This window comes from Amycolatopsis samaneae, assembly GCF_039541975.1.
Classification (GTDB): Bacteria; Actinomycetota; Actinomycetes; order Mycobacteriales; family Pseudonocardiaceae; genus Amycolatopsis; species Amycolatopsis samaneae.
Genome location: NZ_BAABHG010000001.1, coordinates 312,927 through 328,379 on the forward strand (window position 1 = coordinate 312,927; position 15,453 = coordinate 328,379).

Here is a 15,453-nt window from a genome sequence, read left to right on the forward strand (position 1 = left end):
GGCCGGGGATAGCGCGGCGCCGGACCATCCCCGCTCCGGCTCAGAAGGTGATGACCTGGCGAACGGCGCCGCCCTCGTGCAGGCGGTCGAAGCCCGCGTTGATCTCCTCCAGGGTGATGGAGTGGGTCAGCAGCGCCTCCACCGGCAGCAGCCCGGCCTGGTACAGCGCGATGAACCGCGGGACGTCCCGGCGGGGCACGCACGAGCCCAGGTAGCTGCCGCGCAGCGTCTTCTCCTCGGCCACCAGGCTCTGCGCGGGCAGCGCCAGCTCCGCCGACGGGTCCGGCAGGCCGACGGTGACCGTGGTCCCGCCCGGCCGGGTCGATTGGTAGGCCTGGGCCAGGGCGCCGACCACCCCGGTGGTGTCGACCGCGTGGTCGGCACCACCCCCGGTGAGCGCGCGGATCTCCGCGATGTCCCCGGCGAGCACGTGGGTCGCGCCGAGCGAACGCGCCAGCTCGCGCTTGCTCTCGACGGGGTCGATCGCGAGCAGGGTGGCGGCACCGGCGGCCTTCGCGGCGAGCAGCGCGGAAAGGCCGACACCGCCGAGCCCGAACACCGCCACGCTGTCGCCGGGCCGCACGTCCGCGGCGTTGAACACCGCACCGGCGCCGGTCAGCACCGCGCAGCCGAACAGCGCGGCGATCTCGAACGGCAGTGTCTCCTCGACCCGTACCGCCGAGCGGGCGGACACGACGACGTACTCCGCGAAGGCGGACACCCCGAGGTGGTGCAGCGGGCGCCCCGCCGGGGACGACCAGCGGACGTCCCCGCCGACCAGCGTGCCGTCGCGGTTCGCCGCGGCGCCCGGGACGCACAGGGCCGGGCGTCCGGCGGTGCACGGGCCGCAGTCGCCGCAGGAGGGCACGAACGTCAGCACGACGTGCTCGCCGGTGGCGAAGCCGCTGCCCGGCCCGGCCTCGACCACCTCACCGGCGGCCTCGTGCCCGAGCACCATCGGCACCGGCCGGGGCCGCGTCACGTTGATCACCGACAGATCCGAATGGCACAGCCCGGCCGCGCGCACCCGGACGAGCAGTTCGCCGGGTCCCGGCGGGTCCAGCGTCAGCGTCTCGATCTCCAGTGGCTTCCCGACCTCGCGCAGCACCGCGCCGCGGACGCGCATCACCGCTCCCCCACCGGGACACAGCGGGTGACCTGCCGCTCGGACAGCAGCGGCACGACCTCGCCGAGCACGATCCGGGTGAAGTGCTCCGACGCGCAGTGCGCGGTGAAGTCCTGCTCGGTGTCGTACTCCTCGACGATCACCACGACACCGTCCTCGGTTCCCGTGTGGACGGTGTACCGGCGGCAGCCTGGCTCGCGCCGCGACGCCTCCGCCATCGGCCCGAGCAGCTCGACGACCCGGTCCCGCTCCGCGGTCACATACCGGGCCACCACTACGAAACTCATTACTCTCCTGTACGTAGCCGGGACCGGGTCAGCGACCACAGTCCCGCGTCGGACGACGCGGCGGCCAGCGCGCCCATCGCCAGTGAATGCGCCACCCCGTCGCGGTCGGTGACGAAACCGGCCGCGACGAAGGGTGACAGGATTTCCCGCGCCGGCGCCGACATCCAGGGGATGATCGGCGCCGGCATCAGCTCCACCAGATCGGGGCCGCTGCGCTTGACCGCCTCCAGACTCCGGTTCAGGTTGGACCGGTCGGTGACGAACACCTTGTGCATGGTCAGCAGCGACAACGCCCGTGCCCGTTCGATCGGGGCGACCCGCGTGCTGACCACCCCGGCCGCCCCGATCTCCTGGAGGAAGTCCACGCCACCGCGGTCGGTGGCCAGGCCGGGGCACGAGTCGATGTTGACGAACACGAGCTTGCCCAGCCCGGCCAGCGCCGCCACGATCTTCGGCAGCTGCCCGACCGCGACCGACGCCAGGATCCCGACCCGCGACCGAGCCTTCACGAAGTCCGGCACCCGGGCGGAACCGACCACCGAAGCACACACCGGGACGTCCTCGAACGCCGCCGTGATCCTCTCGTTCATGTCGTCCACCGTTTCATGCCCCGGGCGCCGGTCCCGCACGGTGGCCGGTCAGCTCGCCGAGTCCAGGGGGTTCGGGCCCAGGTCGCTGGGCAGGCCCAGCTTGCCGGGATTGAGCAGCCCGTTCGGGTCCAGCGCCCGCTTGACCTCGACGAACGTGCCGAAGCCGGTGCCGAGCGCGTCGGCCAGGTACGGCCCGCGCAGCAGACCCGAACCGTGGTGGTGGCTCAGCGCGGCGCCGTGACGCACGAGCACCGCGTTCGCCGCGTCCCACGCCGAGCGGTACCAGTGCCGCCGCTTGTCCGGCTCGACGTCGCCGCGCAGCGAGAAGTACAGGCACGCGCCGTCGGTGTAGGCGTGCGACTGGTGCGCGGACGCCCGGAGGGTGCCCGGCACGGCCTCGATCGCGGCCACCACCTCGTCGTAGACGGCGGGCAGCGCGGCCCAGGAACCGGCCATCTCCAGGGTGTCGGCGACGAAGCCCGGACCGGGGGTGAACCCGTCAGAGGACTTGCCGACCAGCATCCGCTCGTCCAGCCAGCGCTCGAACACCGGCTGACCGTCCAGTTCGGACCCGGTGGCGGCGCACTCCTCGGCGCTGACCCGGATCATGGCGTCGACCAGGATCGGATCGCCCTCGTCGGCGATCAGCAGGAGGTTCGTCTCCGGCAGGCCGAAGTGCGTACCGCTCTCCAGCTTGTCGTAGAGCCGCATCGCGGCCGGGGTCGCGCCGCGCTGCATGATCCGGCGGCAGGCGTCCAGCCCGGCGGCGAACGTCTCGAAGCCGTACGCGATGGCCTTCGAGTAGGTGGGCAGCGGGTGCGTGCGCAGCCGCACCGAGGTGATCACGCCGAGCGTGCCCTCCGAGCCGACGAACAGCTGACGCAGGTCCGGGCCGGTGGCCGCGCGCGGGTAGTCGCCGAAGCGGGCCAGCGTGCCGTCGGCGAGCACGACGTCGAGGCCGACGACCATGTCCTCGATCTTGCCGTAGCGGGTGGACAGCTGGCCCGCGCCGCGGCAGGCCACCCAACCGCCCACAGTGGACATCGCGAACGCCGAGGGCCAGTGGCCGGTGGTGGCGCCGTGGACCTCCTGCAGTTCCTTCTCGAACAGGTCGCCGAACATGCCCGCCTGCACGTCGACGATCTGCGATTCGGCGTCGAAGGCGACGATCTCGTTGAGGCGGCAGACATCCAGCACGACACCGCCGTACACCGGCAGCGCGGCGCCGGTGACGTTGCTGCGCCCGGCGGACACGGTCAGCGGCACGCGGTGCTCGCCGCACAACCGGACCACGGCCTGGATCTGCTCCACCGTGCGCACCTCGGCGATCACCGCGTCCGGCGTCGCCGGAGCGTCCGCGGTCTCGCCGATCATCGAGCCCGCCCACCAGTCACGGGTCCGCAGCACGACCTCGTCGCGGTCGGTGTACACCGCGTCCGCCACGCCGCGCAGCGCCGCGGTCAGCGCCGCCGGTACGTCCACAGTGGACGTCTGCAGCGACGCGCCGCCCCGACCCGGCTCGGTGCGGGCGCCCCAGCGCGGCGGCGTCGGCGCGCCGACCACGTAGTTGCCCCGGTTGAACGGGTGGGTGATGGTCTGACGGCTGATCATGCGTTGTCTCCCAACAGGTTGTCTCCGAACAGGATCGACTTCTCCCGGGCGACGCCCGCCCGGTACTCCTTCACTTGCGCGGCCACGGTTTCCTGGCTGAGGCCGAGTTCCGTGCCGAGCAGTTCGCCCACCAGCGGAGCGGCTTCGGCCGACGCGTCCCTGGCGAACAACCGCAGCCGGGTCCGCCGCGACAGCACGTCGTCCACCGAACGCGCCATCTCCGAACGGGCCGCGAACACAACCTCGGCCTTGAGGTGCGGCTGCCCCGGGATGAGCGGCTCGCCCAGCGACGGGTCCTCGTCGACGAGCGCACTGACGAAACGCGCCTCCGTGCCATAGCGGCCACCGAGGTGCGCGGCGATACCGCCGGTCGCGGCGGTGGCCTCCGCGTCGTAGCCCGCACCGCCGACCAGCGGCAGGTTCTTGGTGCGGCAGCGGGCTTTCCGGCCCAGCAGGCCGAGCGCCTTGTCGACGACCAGCTCGCCCATGTGCCTGCTCGTGGTCAGCTTTCCGCCGGTCACCGTGACCATGCCCGCGGACACGGTGATGTGGTGGTCACGCCGCATGTCCAGCGTCGCGCCCTCCTTGCCGCCGACCAGCGGGCGCAGACCGGCGTAGCTGCCCAGCACGTCATCGGCGTCCAGCTTGGTGTCGAAGGCGATCGTGGCGCCTTCGAGCAGGAACTCCATCTCCTCGCGGGTGCAGTGCACGTCGTCGGCCGAGCCGTCGTAGTCGGTGTCGGTGGTGCCGACCACGACGACGTCGCCCCAGCGGGTGCAGGTCGCGCGCCGCGCGCGGCCCGGGATGGGCACGGTGACCGTGCAGTCGTTGCGGATCTTCGACCACGGCAGCACGATGTGCACGCCCTTGGCCGGGCGCACCTGCGGCCGGTGGCCCTCGTCGGCCATGCCGTCCACGTTGTCGGCCCAGACCCCGGTCGCGTTGACCACGACCCGGGCGCGGACGTCGATCCGCTCGCCGTCGGCCTCGACCGTGGCGCCGGTGACCCGGCCGCCGGAGGTGCGCAGGCCGGTCACCACCGCGCCGTTGGCCACGACGGCGCCGAGGTACGCGGCGCTGCGCACGATCGCGAGTGTCAGCCGGGCGTCGTCGGCGCGGCTGTCGTAGTACATCAGCCCGCCCTTGAGGTTGTCCGCGCGCAGCGTCGGGGCGTGCGCCAGCACCTCGTCGACGGTCAGCCGCTGGTGCAGTTTCCCGATCCGCCAGCCGCCCGCGAGGTCGTAGGTCCACAACAGACTCTCGAAGGCCTTGGCGATGCGCGCGTCGAACACCCCGTCCTTGGCCAGGATCGGGAACAGGAACGGCAGCCGCTGCACCAGATGCGGGGCGTTGCGGCGGAACCTCTGCCGTTCCAGCAGCGAATGCCGGACCAGGTCGAGGTTTCCCTGCTCGATGTAGCGCAGTCCGCCATGGACCATCTTGGACGATTTCGACGACGTCCCCGAGGCGAAGTCGTCGCGCTCCACCAGGGCCACCTTCAGGCCCCGGGAGACGGCGTCCAGCGCGGTGTAGGCGCCGGTGACGCCGCCCCCGACCACCAGCACGTCGAAGGTGCCGGTGTCGAGACTCTTCAGCGCCGCGCGACGATCCAGCCGCAGTGGCGCGGAAAGGGTCGCCCTCGCGGCGACGGCGTTCGGCCGTCGGGACGGCAGTGTGAACATGAGCTTGTCTCTCCACTCAGGACAGGGCCATGGCGTCGCCAGGCCCGCTTGTAACGTCCACTAAGGACAGTATGAACAGGACGGTCAGGACAGGGCTGTCACGACAAAGACGTCGCGAGCACGTCCTGCCAGCGTGCGCGCAGTTCCCGCCGGTCGTCTTCGGGAAGCCGCGGCTCGAACACCTCGCCCGGCTTCTGATGGCCGACGGCGTCGCCGAGCGACGGCCACAGCCCGAGCCGGGTACCGGCGAGGTAGGCCGCGCCGCGCAGGCTGGCTGTCGCCGAATCGGCCACCCGCTCGATCGGTACCCCGGCGAAATCGGCCTGGCTCTGGAGCAACGCGTCGCTGGCGGCCAGCCCACCGCCGGCCCGCAGGTGGGTCATCGGCCGCTTCATCGTCGCCCGCAGCGCGTCGACCGTGTCGCTCACCGCGTGCGCGATCCCGTCGAGCACCACGCGCGCCAGCACTTCGCGCGTGGTCGCCAGGCTGAGCCCGACCAGCAGCCCGCGCGCGTCGGGCCGCAGCACCGGCGTGCGCAGCCCGGCCAGCGTGGGCACGAACCACGTCGTCTCGCTGCTGGGCTGGGCCGCGGCCAGCGCGCTGATCTCGGCCGCCGAACCGAACAGCCCGAGGTCCTCGGTGAGCCAGCGCAACGCGGAACCGGTGGTCGAGGTGTAGGCCTCCAGGCTGAACCGGCTGTGCCCCGCACTGCGCCAGCCGACCAGGCACAGCACCCCGTCCAGCTCACCGAGACCGTCCGGTGGCTCGTCGCCGACGAGCGCGCCGACGAACGTGCCGGTGCCGTGCACGCAGGTCCCCTGTCCCGGCGTCAGCGCGCCGAGGGCGATCAGCGAGGCGTGCTGGTCGCCCATCACCGCCGCGATCGGCACGCGGATGCCGAGCAAATCCGGGTCGGTGTAACCGAAGTCGCCGTCGTCGTCGAGCGGCGGCGGGGCCAGTTCGACCGGAAAACCCAGCCGTTCCAGCCATTCCTGATCCCAGGCGTGCTCGCGCAGCCGGTACCCGCCGAACGCGACGGCGTTGGTGGCCGAGATCGCGTACCGCTCGCGGCCGCTCAGATGCCACACGAGCCAGGTGTCCACCGAGCCGAAGAGCACCCGATCCGCGGGGACGCCGAGCTGGTCGAGTTGCCGCGCCGCCCACAGGAACGGCGCGCGGGTGCCGACCGGGCGGCCGGTTCCCGCCCACAGCACCGGATCCCAGTCCGGTGCCAGCTTCGCCAGCTCGGCGGCGTACCGGGTGTCCTGCCATACCACGGCGGGCGCCAGCGGACGCCCGGTCTCGCGGTCCCACAGGATCGCGGTCGCGCGCTGGGTGCACACCGACATCCCGACGATCTCGACGTCGTTCTCCCGCGCCCAGGCCACGGCCTGGCGGGCGACGTCGACGGTGTGCCGCAGCAGTTGTTCCGCGTCCTGCTCCACCCGGGACGGTTCGGGGTGGACGACGTCGATGGCGGTGTAGAACGACGGCCCGCACACACCGTCCTCGCCGACCACCGCCGCCCGGGTGCCGGTCGATCCCTCGTCGACGGCCAGGATTCCGCGCCGCGTCATGCCGCGCTCCCGGCGAACTTGATGGCGATTTCCTCGTCGTCGGGATCGACACCGCTGCGGGTCGGGTCCCACCGCACGAGCAGGCAGGAGACCAGGCCGAGGAACGGCACCACCGCGAGCAGCGCGATCGTCGGGCCGAGCCCCATCGCCTCCTTGATCTGCGGGAACACGTACAGCCCGATCACGCTGCCGAAGCTGCCGAGCATGCCGGTCACCCCGGTGCCGAGGGTGCGGATGTCACTGCGGTAGGACAGCGCCGCGATCGACTTGCCGTTCGCGCCGGGGCCCGCCGAATGGAAGAAGATGAACAGGAACGGCAGCAGGAACCCGATCGCGATCGGGAGCTTTCCGAAGCCGAGCCCCATCATCAGCAGGATGGCGAACGCGAAGGCGTACCCGATCGCGGAGCTGACGCGCAGCCCGATCTTGCGGCCGAAGTACGCCGAGAGCGCGCCGCCGACGATCCCGGCGACGTTGAAGATCATCGAGCCGAGCGTGGCCGTCTGGAACTGCTGGCCGAAGATCGCCAGGCTGATCACCGGCAGGTACCACCCGACGGCGAAGTACTGCATGGACTGGGTCAGCGAGATCGCCGTGGACAGGAAGGTGCGCGGCAGATAGGGCTTGCGGAACAGCACGCCCGCCTGCCGGAACCCGATCTTGCGTTCCTGGGCCGGGACGTCCTCGTCCGCGGCGGTTCCCGGGGTCACCTCGAAACCGTAGATCCGCCGGAGGCTTTTCGCCGCTTCCGGCAACCGCCCCTTCGTCGCGAGCCACGACGGGCTTTCGGCGAGGAACACGACCTGCAGCACCAGCAACGCGATCGCGAAGACTCCGGCCGAGCCGACCGACCAGCGCCAGATCTCCACCGACACGCCGAGGTTGTAGAACAGCAGCGTCAGCGCGAGGTTCACCGTCGTGGCGACGTACCAGACGGACTGCCACAGGTTCAGCCGTCCGCGCAGCTTCGCCGGCGTGTACTCGGCGAGCAGCGCCATCGCCACCGCGAAGTCGATGCCGTAGGCGATGCCGACCAGCCCGCGCCCGAACCACACCGCTTCGAAGCTGCCCGCGGTTGCGGTGAGCACCGCGCCGAGCGCCGCGATCGCCTTCGCCGCGATCAGCGGTTTGACCCGGCCGATCCGGGCGGCCAGCCAGCCACCGGCCGGGTTGAACAGGATCGCGATCGCGGGCGCGGTCGCGGTGAGCACGCCGACCTGTGTGGGGCTGAGCGTCAGCTCCTTGGTCATCGGCGAGAGTCCCGCGCCGAGCGCGGCGTTCGAGTAGGCGTCCAGGAACAGGCCGCCCAGCACCAGGTACCACAGCAGGTTCGCCTTGCGCGGCAACTTCGACAGCGTGTTGATCAGCGCGGTGACCTGCGAAACGTTCGCAATCGATCGCGACGTTGCGACCGCTGATGAACTCATGGACCGCCAACTTTCTGCGCTGGCTGTCAGCGATCCGACACAAGAAAACAGACACGACGAAGACCGCTGACAGTGGCTCTTCGTCTGTGCCTGTCTGAAGTGGAAAGACTAGGTCGCGAACCCGTACGCGTCAAGACACCCCGGCCCGAGTCCCGCGTGGACTATGCCAGGAGACGGAGGGCGAGGCGGTGGATCCCCGTCGCGCGGCGGATGTCCGGCAGTCCCGGCCCGCCCTAGCGTTTTCCGGTGACAGCAACGACATTCCGAGTTCGGGGACACCGATGACACCTTTCCCTTCCCATCGCACCAGAGCGCTGGCGGCGCTCGTTTCCGGCGGGCTCCTGCTCACCGTGACGGCGGGTGTTTCCGCCGCCACGGACGGGGGCCTCGCCCGGTTCGAGCGGCAGACGATCACCTGGCACGGTTGCCGCACCGGCGACGCGGACGAGACGGGCGCGCGGCTCGACGCGGCCGGTGCGCGCTGTGGCGAGGTCACCGTCCCGCTGGACTACGCCGACCCCGGCGGGCGGACGATCTCGGTGGCGGTGGCCCGCCGGGCCGCCACCGATTCCGCGCACCGGCTCGGCACGCTGGTGGTCAACACCGGCGGACCGGGTCCTTCGCGGGACGGGGTCACCCTGCTCGCGCGGGGCCTGCCGCCCGACATGCCGCGCAGCGCCCCGGAGATCGCGGCGCGGTACGACCTCGTCGGGATCGACCCCCGGTTCTTCGGCCGCAGCACACCCCTGGAATGTGGCTGGCCCGCCGGTCTGTACCTGCGCGGCGCGCAGCTGGCCACCCCGGACCGCGCGACGTTCGAGCGGAGCGTGGCCACCGCGAAGGAGCTGGCGTCCCGCTGCGCCGCGCACCGCGATCTGCTCCCCCACGCGTCCACCCGCGCGATGGCGCGCGACATGGACGTGGTGCGTGCCGCGCTCGGCGCGCCGCGGATCTCGTACCTTGGCTGGTCCTTCGGCAGTTACCTCGGCGCGGTCTACCTCCAGTTGTTCCCCGGCCGCGCCGACCGGGTCGTGCTCGACAGCGCCGCCTCCCCCGACGCCGCCGGCCCCGGCCTGACCCGCGAGACCGCGCCCGCCGACGCCGCCGCGCTGACGGACTGGGCACGCTGGGCGTCGCTCCACAATGGACAATACGGTCTCGGCGACAGCGTGCCGGGGGTACTGGCCACCATCGACCACATCGGACGGTCGGCCGCCCGTGCCCCGCTGCGGGTCGGCGGTCACCGGGTCGACGCGGCGATGGTTCCCGGGCTGCTGCTCACGGTCACCGACAGCGACGCGGCGTACGCGGAGTTCAGCGCCCAGGTACGGGTGCTGCGGGACGCGGCACACGGCGTGCCGGTCACGCCGACCCCGGCCCAGGAGTGGAAACTGGCCCTGTACACCGAAACCGGAGTACTCCCGGAGTTCGGCTTCAGCGCGACGATCGCGAACCAGTGCGCGGACCGGGCGGCTTCGCGCGACCCCGAAACGTACTACCGCGACATCCAGGCGCATCTGGCCACCGAGCCGCGGTACGGCCCGCTGGCCCGGCACCTGACCCCCTGCGCGTTCTGGCCCACCGGCCCGGCCGAGGCGCCGACGCGGATCGGCACCGCGCACCCGGCGCTGCTGGTGGGCGCCACCGGTGATCCGGTCAACCCGTATCCCGGCCAGCGGGCGCTGCGCCGGGTCCTCACGGGCTCGCGGATGGTCACCCTCGACCGCGCGTTCCGGCACGGGGTGTACCTCTCCGAGAGCGACGCGGGCGTCCGGTGCGTCGAAGACACCGTCCGGCGCTATCTGCTCGGCGGCGCGCTGCCCGCCACCGACCGCGCCTGCGCCCGCGCCTGAGCCGGTGGGCACGAGGCGGGCGTCACCGGTCGCCAGGCCGGACGACGCCCGCCTCGTAGGCCAGCACCACGGCCTGCACCCGGTCCCGGACCCGCAGTTTGGCCAGGACGTTGCCGACGTGCGTCTTCACCGTCCCCTCGGCCACCACCAGGTGCCGGGCGATCTCCGCGTTCGACCGGCCGCGGGCCATCGCCACCAGCACCTCGCGCTCGCGCCCGGTCAGCGTCGCGGCCAGCCGCTCCGCGTCCGGATCGAGCCCGGGCGCCAGCCGGTCCAGCAGTCTCCGGGTGGTCGACGCCGCCAGCACCGCGTCCCCCGCGTGCACGGTGCGTACCGCGGCGAGCAGTTCGGCGGGTGCCGCGTCCTTGAGCAGGAACCCGCTCGCGCCCGCCCGCACCGCCGCCAGCGCGTGCTCGTCGACGTCGAACGTGGTGAGCACGAGGACCTTCGGCGGCTCGGGCAGCGCCAGCACCCGGCGGGTGGCCTCGATGCCGTCGAGCACCGGCATCCGCACGTCCATCACCACCACGTCGGGACGCAGCCGCCGCACCGCGGCCAGCCCGGTCAGGCCGTCGCCCGCCTCACCCACCACCGTCAGGTCCGGCTGGGAGTCGAGCACCATCCGGAACCCGGCCCGGACCAGCTCCTGGTCCTCGACCAGCACCACCCGCACCGGCCCGGCGCCCGTCACGAGGGCACCGGGATCCGGGCGCTGAGCACGTGTCCGTCCCCCGTCCTGGCGCCGAAGGTCACCGTGCCGCCGTGCGCGCCCACGCGTTCGCCCATCCCGGCCAGGCCGTACCCGCCGCCCGTGCCCGGCCCGGCGGGCGGCGTGCCGCCCTCGTCGCGCACCTCGATCGCGAGCTCCCCGCCGTCGCGGCGGACCGACACCTCCGCGCGGGCACCCGCGCCCGCGTGCTTGAGCACGTTGGTCAGCCCCTCCTGCACGATCCGGTACACCACCAGCCCGAGCGCGGGCTCGATCGAGGCCGCCGGGATCTCCACGGCCAGCCGGACGTCGAGCCCGCCGGCGCGGACCCGGTCGACGAGACTCTCGACGTCCGCCACACCCGGCTGCGGCGCCACGGATTCGCCGGGTTCGCCGGAGTCGTTCCGGAGCACGCCGAGCACCCGCCGCACCTCCACGAGCGCCTGCCGCGCGTGCTCGCCGATCGTCTCCAGCGCCGAGGTCCCGGCCTCCGGTGAGGTCGCCGCCGCGTACCGCCCGCCGTCCGCCTGGGCGATCACCACCGCGAGCGAATGCGCGACGACGTCGTGCATCTCGCGGGCGATCCGGGTCCGCTCGCCCAGCACGGCCAGCCGCGCCCGCTGATCCCGCTCGACCTCCAGGAGCCGGGCGCGTTCGGCGAGCACGCCCACCTGCCTGCGCCGGACCCGGTGCAGGACGCCGACCGCCCACGCGGCCACCACGGTGCTGCCGAGGAAGGCGCCGGTCACCACGTGCACCGGCGCCGGAACCGGGAGCTGTGGCCAACTCCAGCCACCCAGCACGGCGCCGAGCAGGCCCGCCGCCGTCGCGAGCCGGCCCGTCCACACCCGGCCGTGGGCCACCGCGGCGTGCACCGCGACCGGGACGGCCAGGTCGCCGGGGAGCGCGCCGACGGTGTCGCGGACGGTCAGCCACTGGGCGAACGCGGCCGCGCACACCAGCGCCGCGCACAGCGCCGGCGCCCGTCTGCGCACCGCGAGCGGCAGGGTCAACGCCAGTGACAGCACGAAATAACCCGCGTCCGCGTCCACCTGGCGTCCTAACAGGACACACGCACCGGTGAGCACGACCGCGGCCGCGGTGTCGACGGACAGCTCGTGCCCGCGCATCCACGCGTCAATCCGCTCGCCGAGCACGGCCTCACTATATGTCCGGGCTCTCCACGGCACCTCGGTAAAGCGGCCGACCCCGGCTACGCCGCCGGGCCTAGGCCGAACGGCGTAACCGGGGGACGCGGCGGGGCGGCCGCCGTGCCCGGCGACCGCCCCGGTCCGTTCAGTTCAGTTCACAGGTGTCAGCAGGCGCCTTCGTCCTGCCAGACCGCCCACGACTCCGGCGCGCCCGGCTCGGCGCCGACGGAGTACCAGGTGGACTTCCACTTGTGCCCGTTGTGGGACACCTCGTCACCCGGCCCGTAGGCCTGGCTCGCGGCCCACTCCTGCACGCCGCCACAACCGCTCTCCTTCTGGACGGTCAGGGTGAACGTGGCCGAGTGCGACACCGCGCCGGCACCCGTGACGGTGATCGGGTAGGTCCCCGGCGGGGTCGAGGCCGACGTGGTGATCGTCAGCTTCGCCGAAGCACCCGAGGTGACCGACGCGGGGTCGAACGCGGCGGTGGCCCCGGCGGGCAGGCCCGACGCGCTCAGCGTGACCGTCTGGCTCTGCCCGGCGGTCGTTTTGGTCCCCACGGTCGAGGTCGCCGGGTCACCCGGCTTGACGGTCGCGGCGGCCGGGTCGAGCGACACCGAGAAGTCGTTCGCCGGCGGTTTGCCGCCCACGGTCAGGGAATAGGTCGCGCTGTGGGTCGTGCTGCCCGCGCCCTTGACGGTGATCGAGTAGGTGCCCGGCGCCACCGAAGCGGTCGCGGCCACCGTCATCGTCGCCGACTGGCCGGAGGTCACCGAAGCCGGGTTGAACTGGACGTTCACGCCGTCGGGCTGCCCGCTCGCGCTGAGGGAGACCGTCTGCGCCTTGCCCGAGGTGGTCGTGGTGGCCACCGTCGCGACCGCCTTGCCGCCCGGCTCGACCTGCCCGGAAGCAGGGTTAAGCGTCAGGCTGAAGTCATCGGTCGGAGTGCCGACACAGGTCGGGTCCCCTGGCTGGGCGGGCACGCTGACCGCGTCCCAGGCCGCCTTGACCGAGTTGAACTGGGCACAGCTCGGGTCCAGGTTCTTGGCCGAGGTCAGGGTGGCGGTGCGGTAACGCTTGTAGGTCATGCCCGAGGTCTTGAGCAGCATCGCGTTGTAGAACACGCGGCCCGCGTTCTGGATGCCGATGCCGGTGACCGTGGAGTTGTTGCAGGTCGGGCTGTTCGCCGACCCCTCGGCCAGCAGGTAGAACCAGTGGTTGAACGGACCGGCGGCCTTGTGCGTCTCGGTGCCGGGGATCGAGCTGGAGTAGCACCGGGGGTCGTTGTTGACCCGCTGCGGATCCCGCATGTCACGGATCGGCCCGTTGCCGACGAGGTCGACCGACTCACCGACGGTGTAGTCCGGGGTGTCGTACGGCGAGGGCTCGTTCGTGTAGGCCTCGGTCAGCGCGCCGAAGATGTCACCGGTCGCCTCGCCGAGCCCGGCTTCCTGTCCGGCGCCACCGGGGGTGTACTGGTCGATGGCGTGCCCGTGCTCGTGGCCCACCACGTCCATGGACCCGATCCACTTGCCTGCCTGGTTGTGCCCGATCTCGATGTGGTCACCGGTCCAGTAGGCGTTGACCGCGTTCAGCCCGACCTGCACGGTCACGCCGCGGCCGTTGCCGTCGATCCCGTTGCGTCCCAGCCAGTCCTTGAGCATGTCCCATTCGTGCTGGGTGGACCACAGCACGTCGACGCAGCCGGTCTCCTTGCTGCTGGCGTTGCCGTTGCCGAAGGTGTCGTTGGCGTTGGTGAAGGGCTGCTTGCTGCTGTAGTCGACACAGCGCACGCCGGACCGCTTCGGGTCGACCGTGCTGTTGTTGCTGGTGTCGATGGACAGCGGGTTGGGGCCGTTCCACTCGCTGGTACCGCGCCCGGCGGAGGAGTCGTCCCGGCTGCCGACGATCGCGCCGGTGTGGGCGTCGACGTAGACGTGCGGCCTGCTGGGGACGTTGCCCTCCTTGTGCCCGGTGAGCACGGTCTCGAAGACCAGCTTGCCGCCGCCCTCTGGCAGCACCGAAAGCGTGCTGCCGACCACACTGTCCACTTGGGACAACGTGGTCTTCGCGATGGCCGCGGCCTGGTCCCCGTTCAGCTTCGGGACGGTGTTCACGGTGAGGTCGGGCTTCGGGGCCGCGACGGTGTCGAGCACCTTGCCCGCGTTGTCGGTGGCCACCACGGCGTCCCCGCCGATGACCGGGAGCCCCTTGTACGTCCGGTCGTACGAGACGTAGTACAGGTCCCGCTTACCGGGAACACCGCCTTGATAGACGTTCAATCTTCTGAACTGCTCGTCGGCGCCCTTGCGGAGCGCGTCGAGGCCGGAGTCGGCCGCCCGGTCGGCGGCCGCGACGGCGAGTGCCGCGGCGTTGGGGCCCGGGGCGGGCGGTGGCGCCGCCTCGGCGGCGAGGGTGATCGCTTGAATGGAAAGGGCCGCCAAGCACGCCGCCGATAACAGTCCTGCTGCGCGTTTCACGCTTGCTCCTTGAGGAAGGGTTTTCTGCATAAACAGCAGGAGCAAAGTATGAGCTTATAAACATGAATGTCAACCGAACCGAATGCTTGACGCTGTTCGGCCGCACGCATTAGGACGATCGGCACTGATCGGCGATATTATGGCCCATGTTATGACGTGGTTCGGACCATTCGCGTCAACACCGGGACCCCGCATCGTCCACCACCCCGGTGACCACCGGTAATTCCCGGCGGCGTTCGCGCGATTCGCGCCCGGCACCGAGACTGCGGACCGGCCGCGCAAGTGGTCCGGTCCACTTCGTCACGATCGCGAAGTCCATCCCTTCGACGCTTGACAGAAGTCCGATCGACTCGTATCGCGACGACCACCGTACACCCGTTCCCGCCACTCGGAAACCATTCCGCCGGTCTTCCGCTCACCATTTATTCCGGCCGCTGTCAATCCTCATTCTCACCGTTACCGAATTGATCTCACGCCGTTCGTCACCTGCCGAATGAGGTTTCTCCCCGGCAGACGAGTTCGAGGCCCCGGCCGCAGTGCCACAAGGTCCCCACCGGGGCCTTGAGCGCCGATGCCAGGACCTTGGCGGGACACCCGAGGCCCAACATCGTCCACAAAGGACGTGATGCCGGTCGAATTATCCGATTTTTCACTCTTTGCCGGTATCTTCAAGTCCGTGAAGGCCCCCTTGAGGGATTCCAAGTCCCTCAAGGGGGCCTTCACGGCACTGCGGCACCCGCTGTCCACAATGGAGCGAGGTGGGGAGTTCAGGTGGGCACCGGTCCCGCCAGCGTCACTAACGCCCCGTCAGGGACACCGAACGTCCCGAACGCGTCATTCGGGGCATCCACGGCGGTTCTTCGACTACCCGGCCTGCCGTCAGTCCGGCGTGGTCAGCACGCCCAGCCCCGGCCACTGGTGGCCGCTCGCGTAGCGGTTCCCACCACGCGTGGTTGTCCA

At 71.5% G+C, this 15,453-nt stretch carries 11 protein-coding genes; 1 reads left to right on the top strand and 10 read right to left on the bottom strand.

Going from position 1 to position 15,453, the window contains the following annotated elements; translation table 11 throughout:
* Positions 1–40 precede the first annotated feature (40 nt).
* The 7 genes from ABD987_RS01425 to ABD987_RS01455 form a co-directional block, all read right to left on the bottom strand.
* Positions 41–1,126: a zinc-binding dehydrogenase gene (locus tag ABD987_RS01425; RefSeq protein ID WP_345385941.1), complete on the bottom strand. Its 1,086-nt coding sequence runs from the start codon at positions 1,124–1,126 to the stop codon at positions 41–43.
* Positions 1,126–1,413, bottom strand: coding sequence for a putative quinol monooxygenase (locus ABD987_RS01430; protein ID WP_345385943.1), 288 nt, complete (start codon positions 1,411–1,413; stop codon positions 1,126–1,128). The genes ABD987_RS01425 and ABD987_RS01430 overlap by 1 nt, the downstream gene beginning before the upstream one ends.
* Positions 1,413–2,003, bottom strand: a complete 591-nt coding sequence (locus ABD987_RS01435) for a glycerol-3-phosphate responsive antiterminator (protein ID WP_345385945.1) — start codon at positions 2,001–2,003, stop codon at positions 1,413–1,415. The genes ABD987_RS01430 and ABD987_RS01435 overlap by 1 nt, the downstream gene beginning before the upstream one ends.
* 48 nt (positions 2,004–2,051) lie before the next feature.
* Complete coding sequence (locus ABD987_RS01440; protein ID WP_345385947.1) at positions 2,052–3,614, bottom strand: FAD-binding oxidoreductase; 1,563 nt, start codon at positions 3,612–3,614, stop codon at positions 2,052–2,054.
* Complete coding sequence (locus tag ABD987_RS01445; RefSeq protein WP_345385949.1) at positions 3,611–5,296, bottom strand: glycerol-3-phosphate dehydrogenase/oxidase; 1,686 nt, start codon at positions 5,294–5,296, stop codon at positions 3,611–3,613. The genes ABD987_RS01440 and ABD987_RS01445 overlap by 4 nt, the downstream gene beginning before the upstream one ends.
* A 98-nt stretch (positions 5,297–5,394) precedes the next feature.
* Positions 5,395–6,873: an FGGY family carbohydrate kinase gene (locus ABD987_RS01450; RefSeq protein ID WP_345385951.1), complete on the bottom strand. Its 1,479-nt coding sequence runs from the start codon at positions 6,871–6,873 to the stop codon at positions 5,395–5,397.
* Positions 6,870–8,300: an MFS transporter gene (locus tag ABD987_RS01455; protein WP_345385952.1), complete on the bottom strand. Its 1,431-nt coding sequence runs from the start codon at positions 8,298–8,300 to the stop codon at positions 6,870–6,872. Before ABD987_RS01455 ends, ABD987_RS01450 begins: the two co-directional genes overlap by 4 nt.
* Positions 8,301–8,581: 281 nt before the next feature.
* Here ABD987_RS01455 and ABD987_RS01460 point away from each other — a divergent pair, with 281 nt between their 5' ends.
* The gene (locus ABD987_RS01460; RefSeq protein ID WP_345385954.1) at positions 8,582–10,153 is read left to right on the top strand and encodes an alpha/beta hydrolase; all 1,572 of its coding nucleotides are present in this window, start codon (positions 8,582–8,584) and stop codon (positions 10,151–10,153) included.
* A 22-nt stretch (positions 10,154–10,175) separates the two neighbouring features.
* Here the strand turns inward: ABD987_RS01460 and ABD987_RS01465 are convergent, their stop codons facing one another.
* The 3 genes from ABD987_RS01465 to ABD987_RS01475 all read right to left on the bottom strand — a co-directional run bounded on the left by ABD987_RS01465 (position 10,176) and on the right by ABD987_RS01475 (position 14,493).
* Complete coding sequence (locus ABD987_RS01465) at positions 10,176–10,844, bottom strand: response regulator (RefSeq protein WP_345385956.1); 669 nt, start codon at positions 10,842–10,844, stop codon at positions 10,176–10,178.
* Entirely contained in the window at positions 10,841–12,019 is a 1,179-nt protein-coding gene (locus tag ABD987_RS01470) for a sensor histidine kinase (protein WP_345385958.1), read from the bottom strand. The genes ABD987_RS01465 and ABD987_RS01470 overlap by 4 nt, the downstream gene beginning before the upstream one ends.
* A 158-nt stretch (positions 12,020–12,177) precedes the next feature.
* Positions 12,178–14,493 carry a M4 family metallopeptidase gene (locus ABD987_RS01475; protein WP_345385960.1) on the bottom strand — a complete coding sequence of 772 codons (2,316 nt, stop codon included), beginning with the start codon at positions 14,491–14,493 and terminating at the stop codon, positions 12,178–12,180.
* Between the last annotated feature and the right edge of the window lie 960 nt (positions 14,494–15,453).

What these genes read in the sequence shown, in the direction of transcription:
- ABD987_RS01425 (WP_345385941.1), bottom strand. Translation starts at nt 1,126, where the DNA reads ATGCGCGTCCGCGGCGCGGTGCTGCGCGAGGTCGGGAAGCCACTGGAG.
- ABD987_RS01430 (WP_345385943.1), bottom strand. Translation starts at nt 1,413, where the DNA reads ATGAGTTTCGTAGTGGTGGCCCGGTATGTGACCGCGGAGCGGGACCGG.
- ABD987_RS01435 (WP_345385945.1), bottom strand. Translation starts at nt 2,003, where the DNA reads ATGAACGAGAGGATCACGGCGGCGTTCGAGGACGTCCCGGTGTGTGCT.
- ABD987_RS01440 (WP_345385947.1), bottom strand. Translation starts at nt 3,614, where the DNA reads ATGATCAGCCGTCAGACCATCACCCACCCGTTCAACCGGGGCAACTAC.
- ABD987_RS01445 (WP_345385949.1), bottom strand. Translation starts at nt 5,296, where the DNA reads ATGTTCACACTGCCGTCCCGACGGCCGAACGCCGTCGCCGCGAGGGCG.
- ABD987_RS01450 (WP_345385951.1), bottom strand. Translation starts at nt 6,873, where the DNA reads ATGACGCGGCGCGGAATCCTGGCCGTCGACGAGGGATCGACCGGCACC.
- ABD987_RS01455 (WP_345385952.1), bottom strand. Translation starts at nt 8,300, where the DNA reads ATGAGTTCATCAGCGGTCGCAACGTCGCGATCGATTGCGAACGTTTCG.
- ABD987_RS01460 (WP_345385954.1), top strand. Translation starts at nt 8,582, where the DNA reads ATGACACCTTTCCCTTCCCATCGCACCAGAGCGCTGGCGGCGCTCGTT.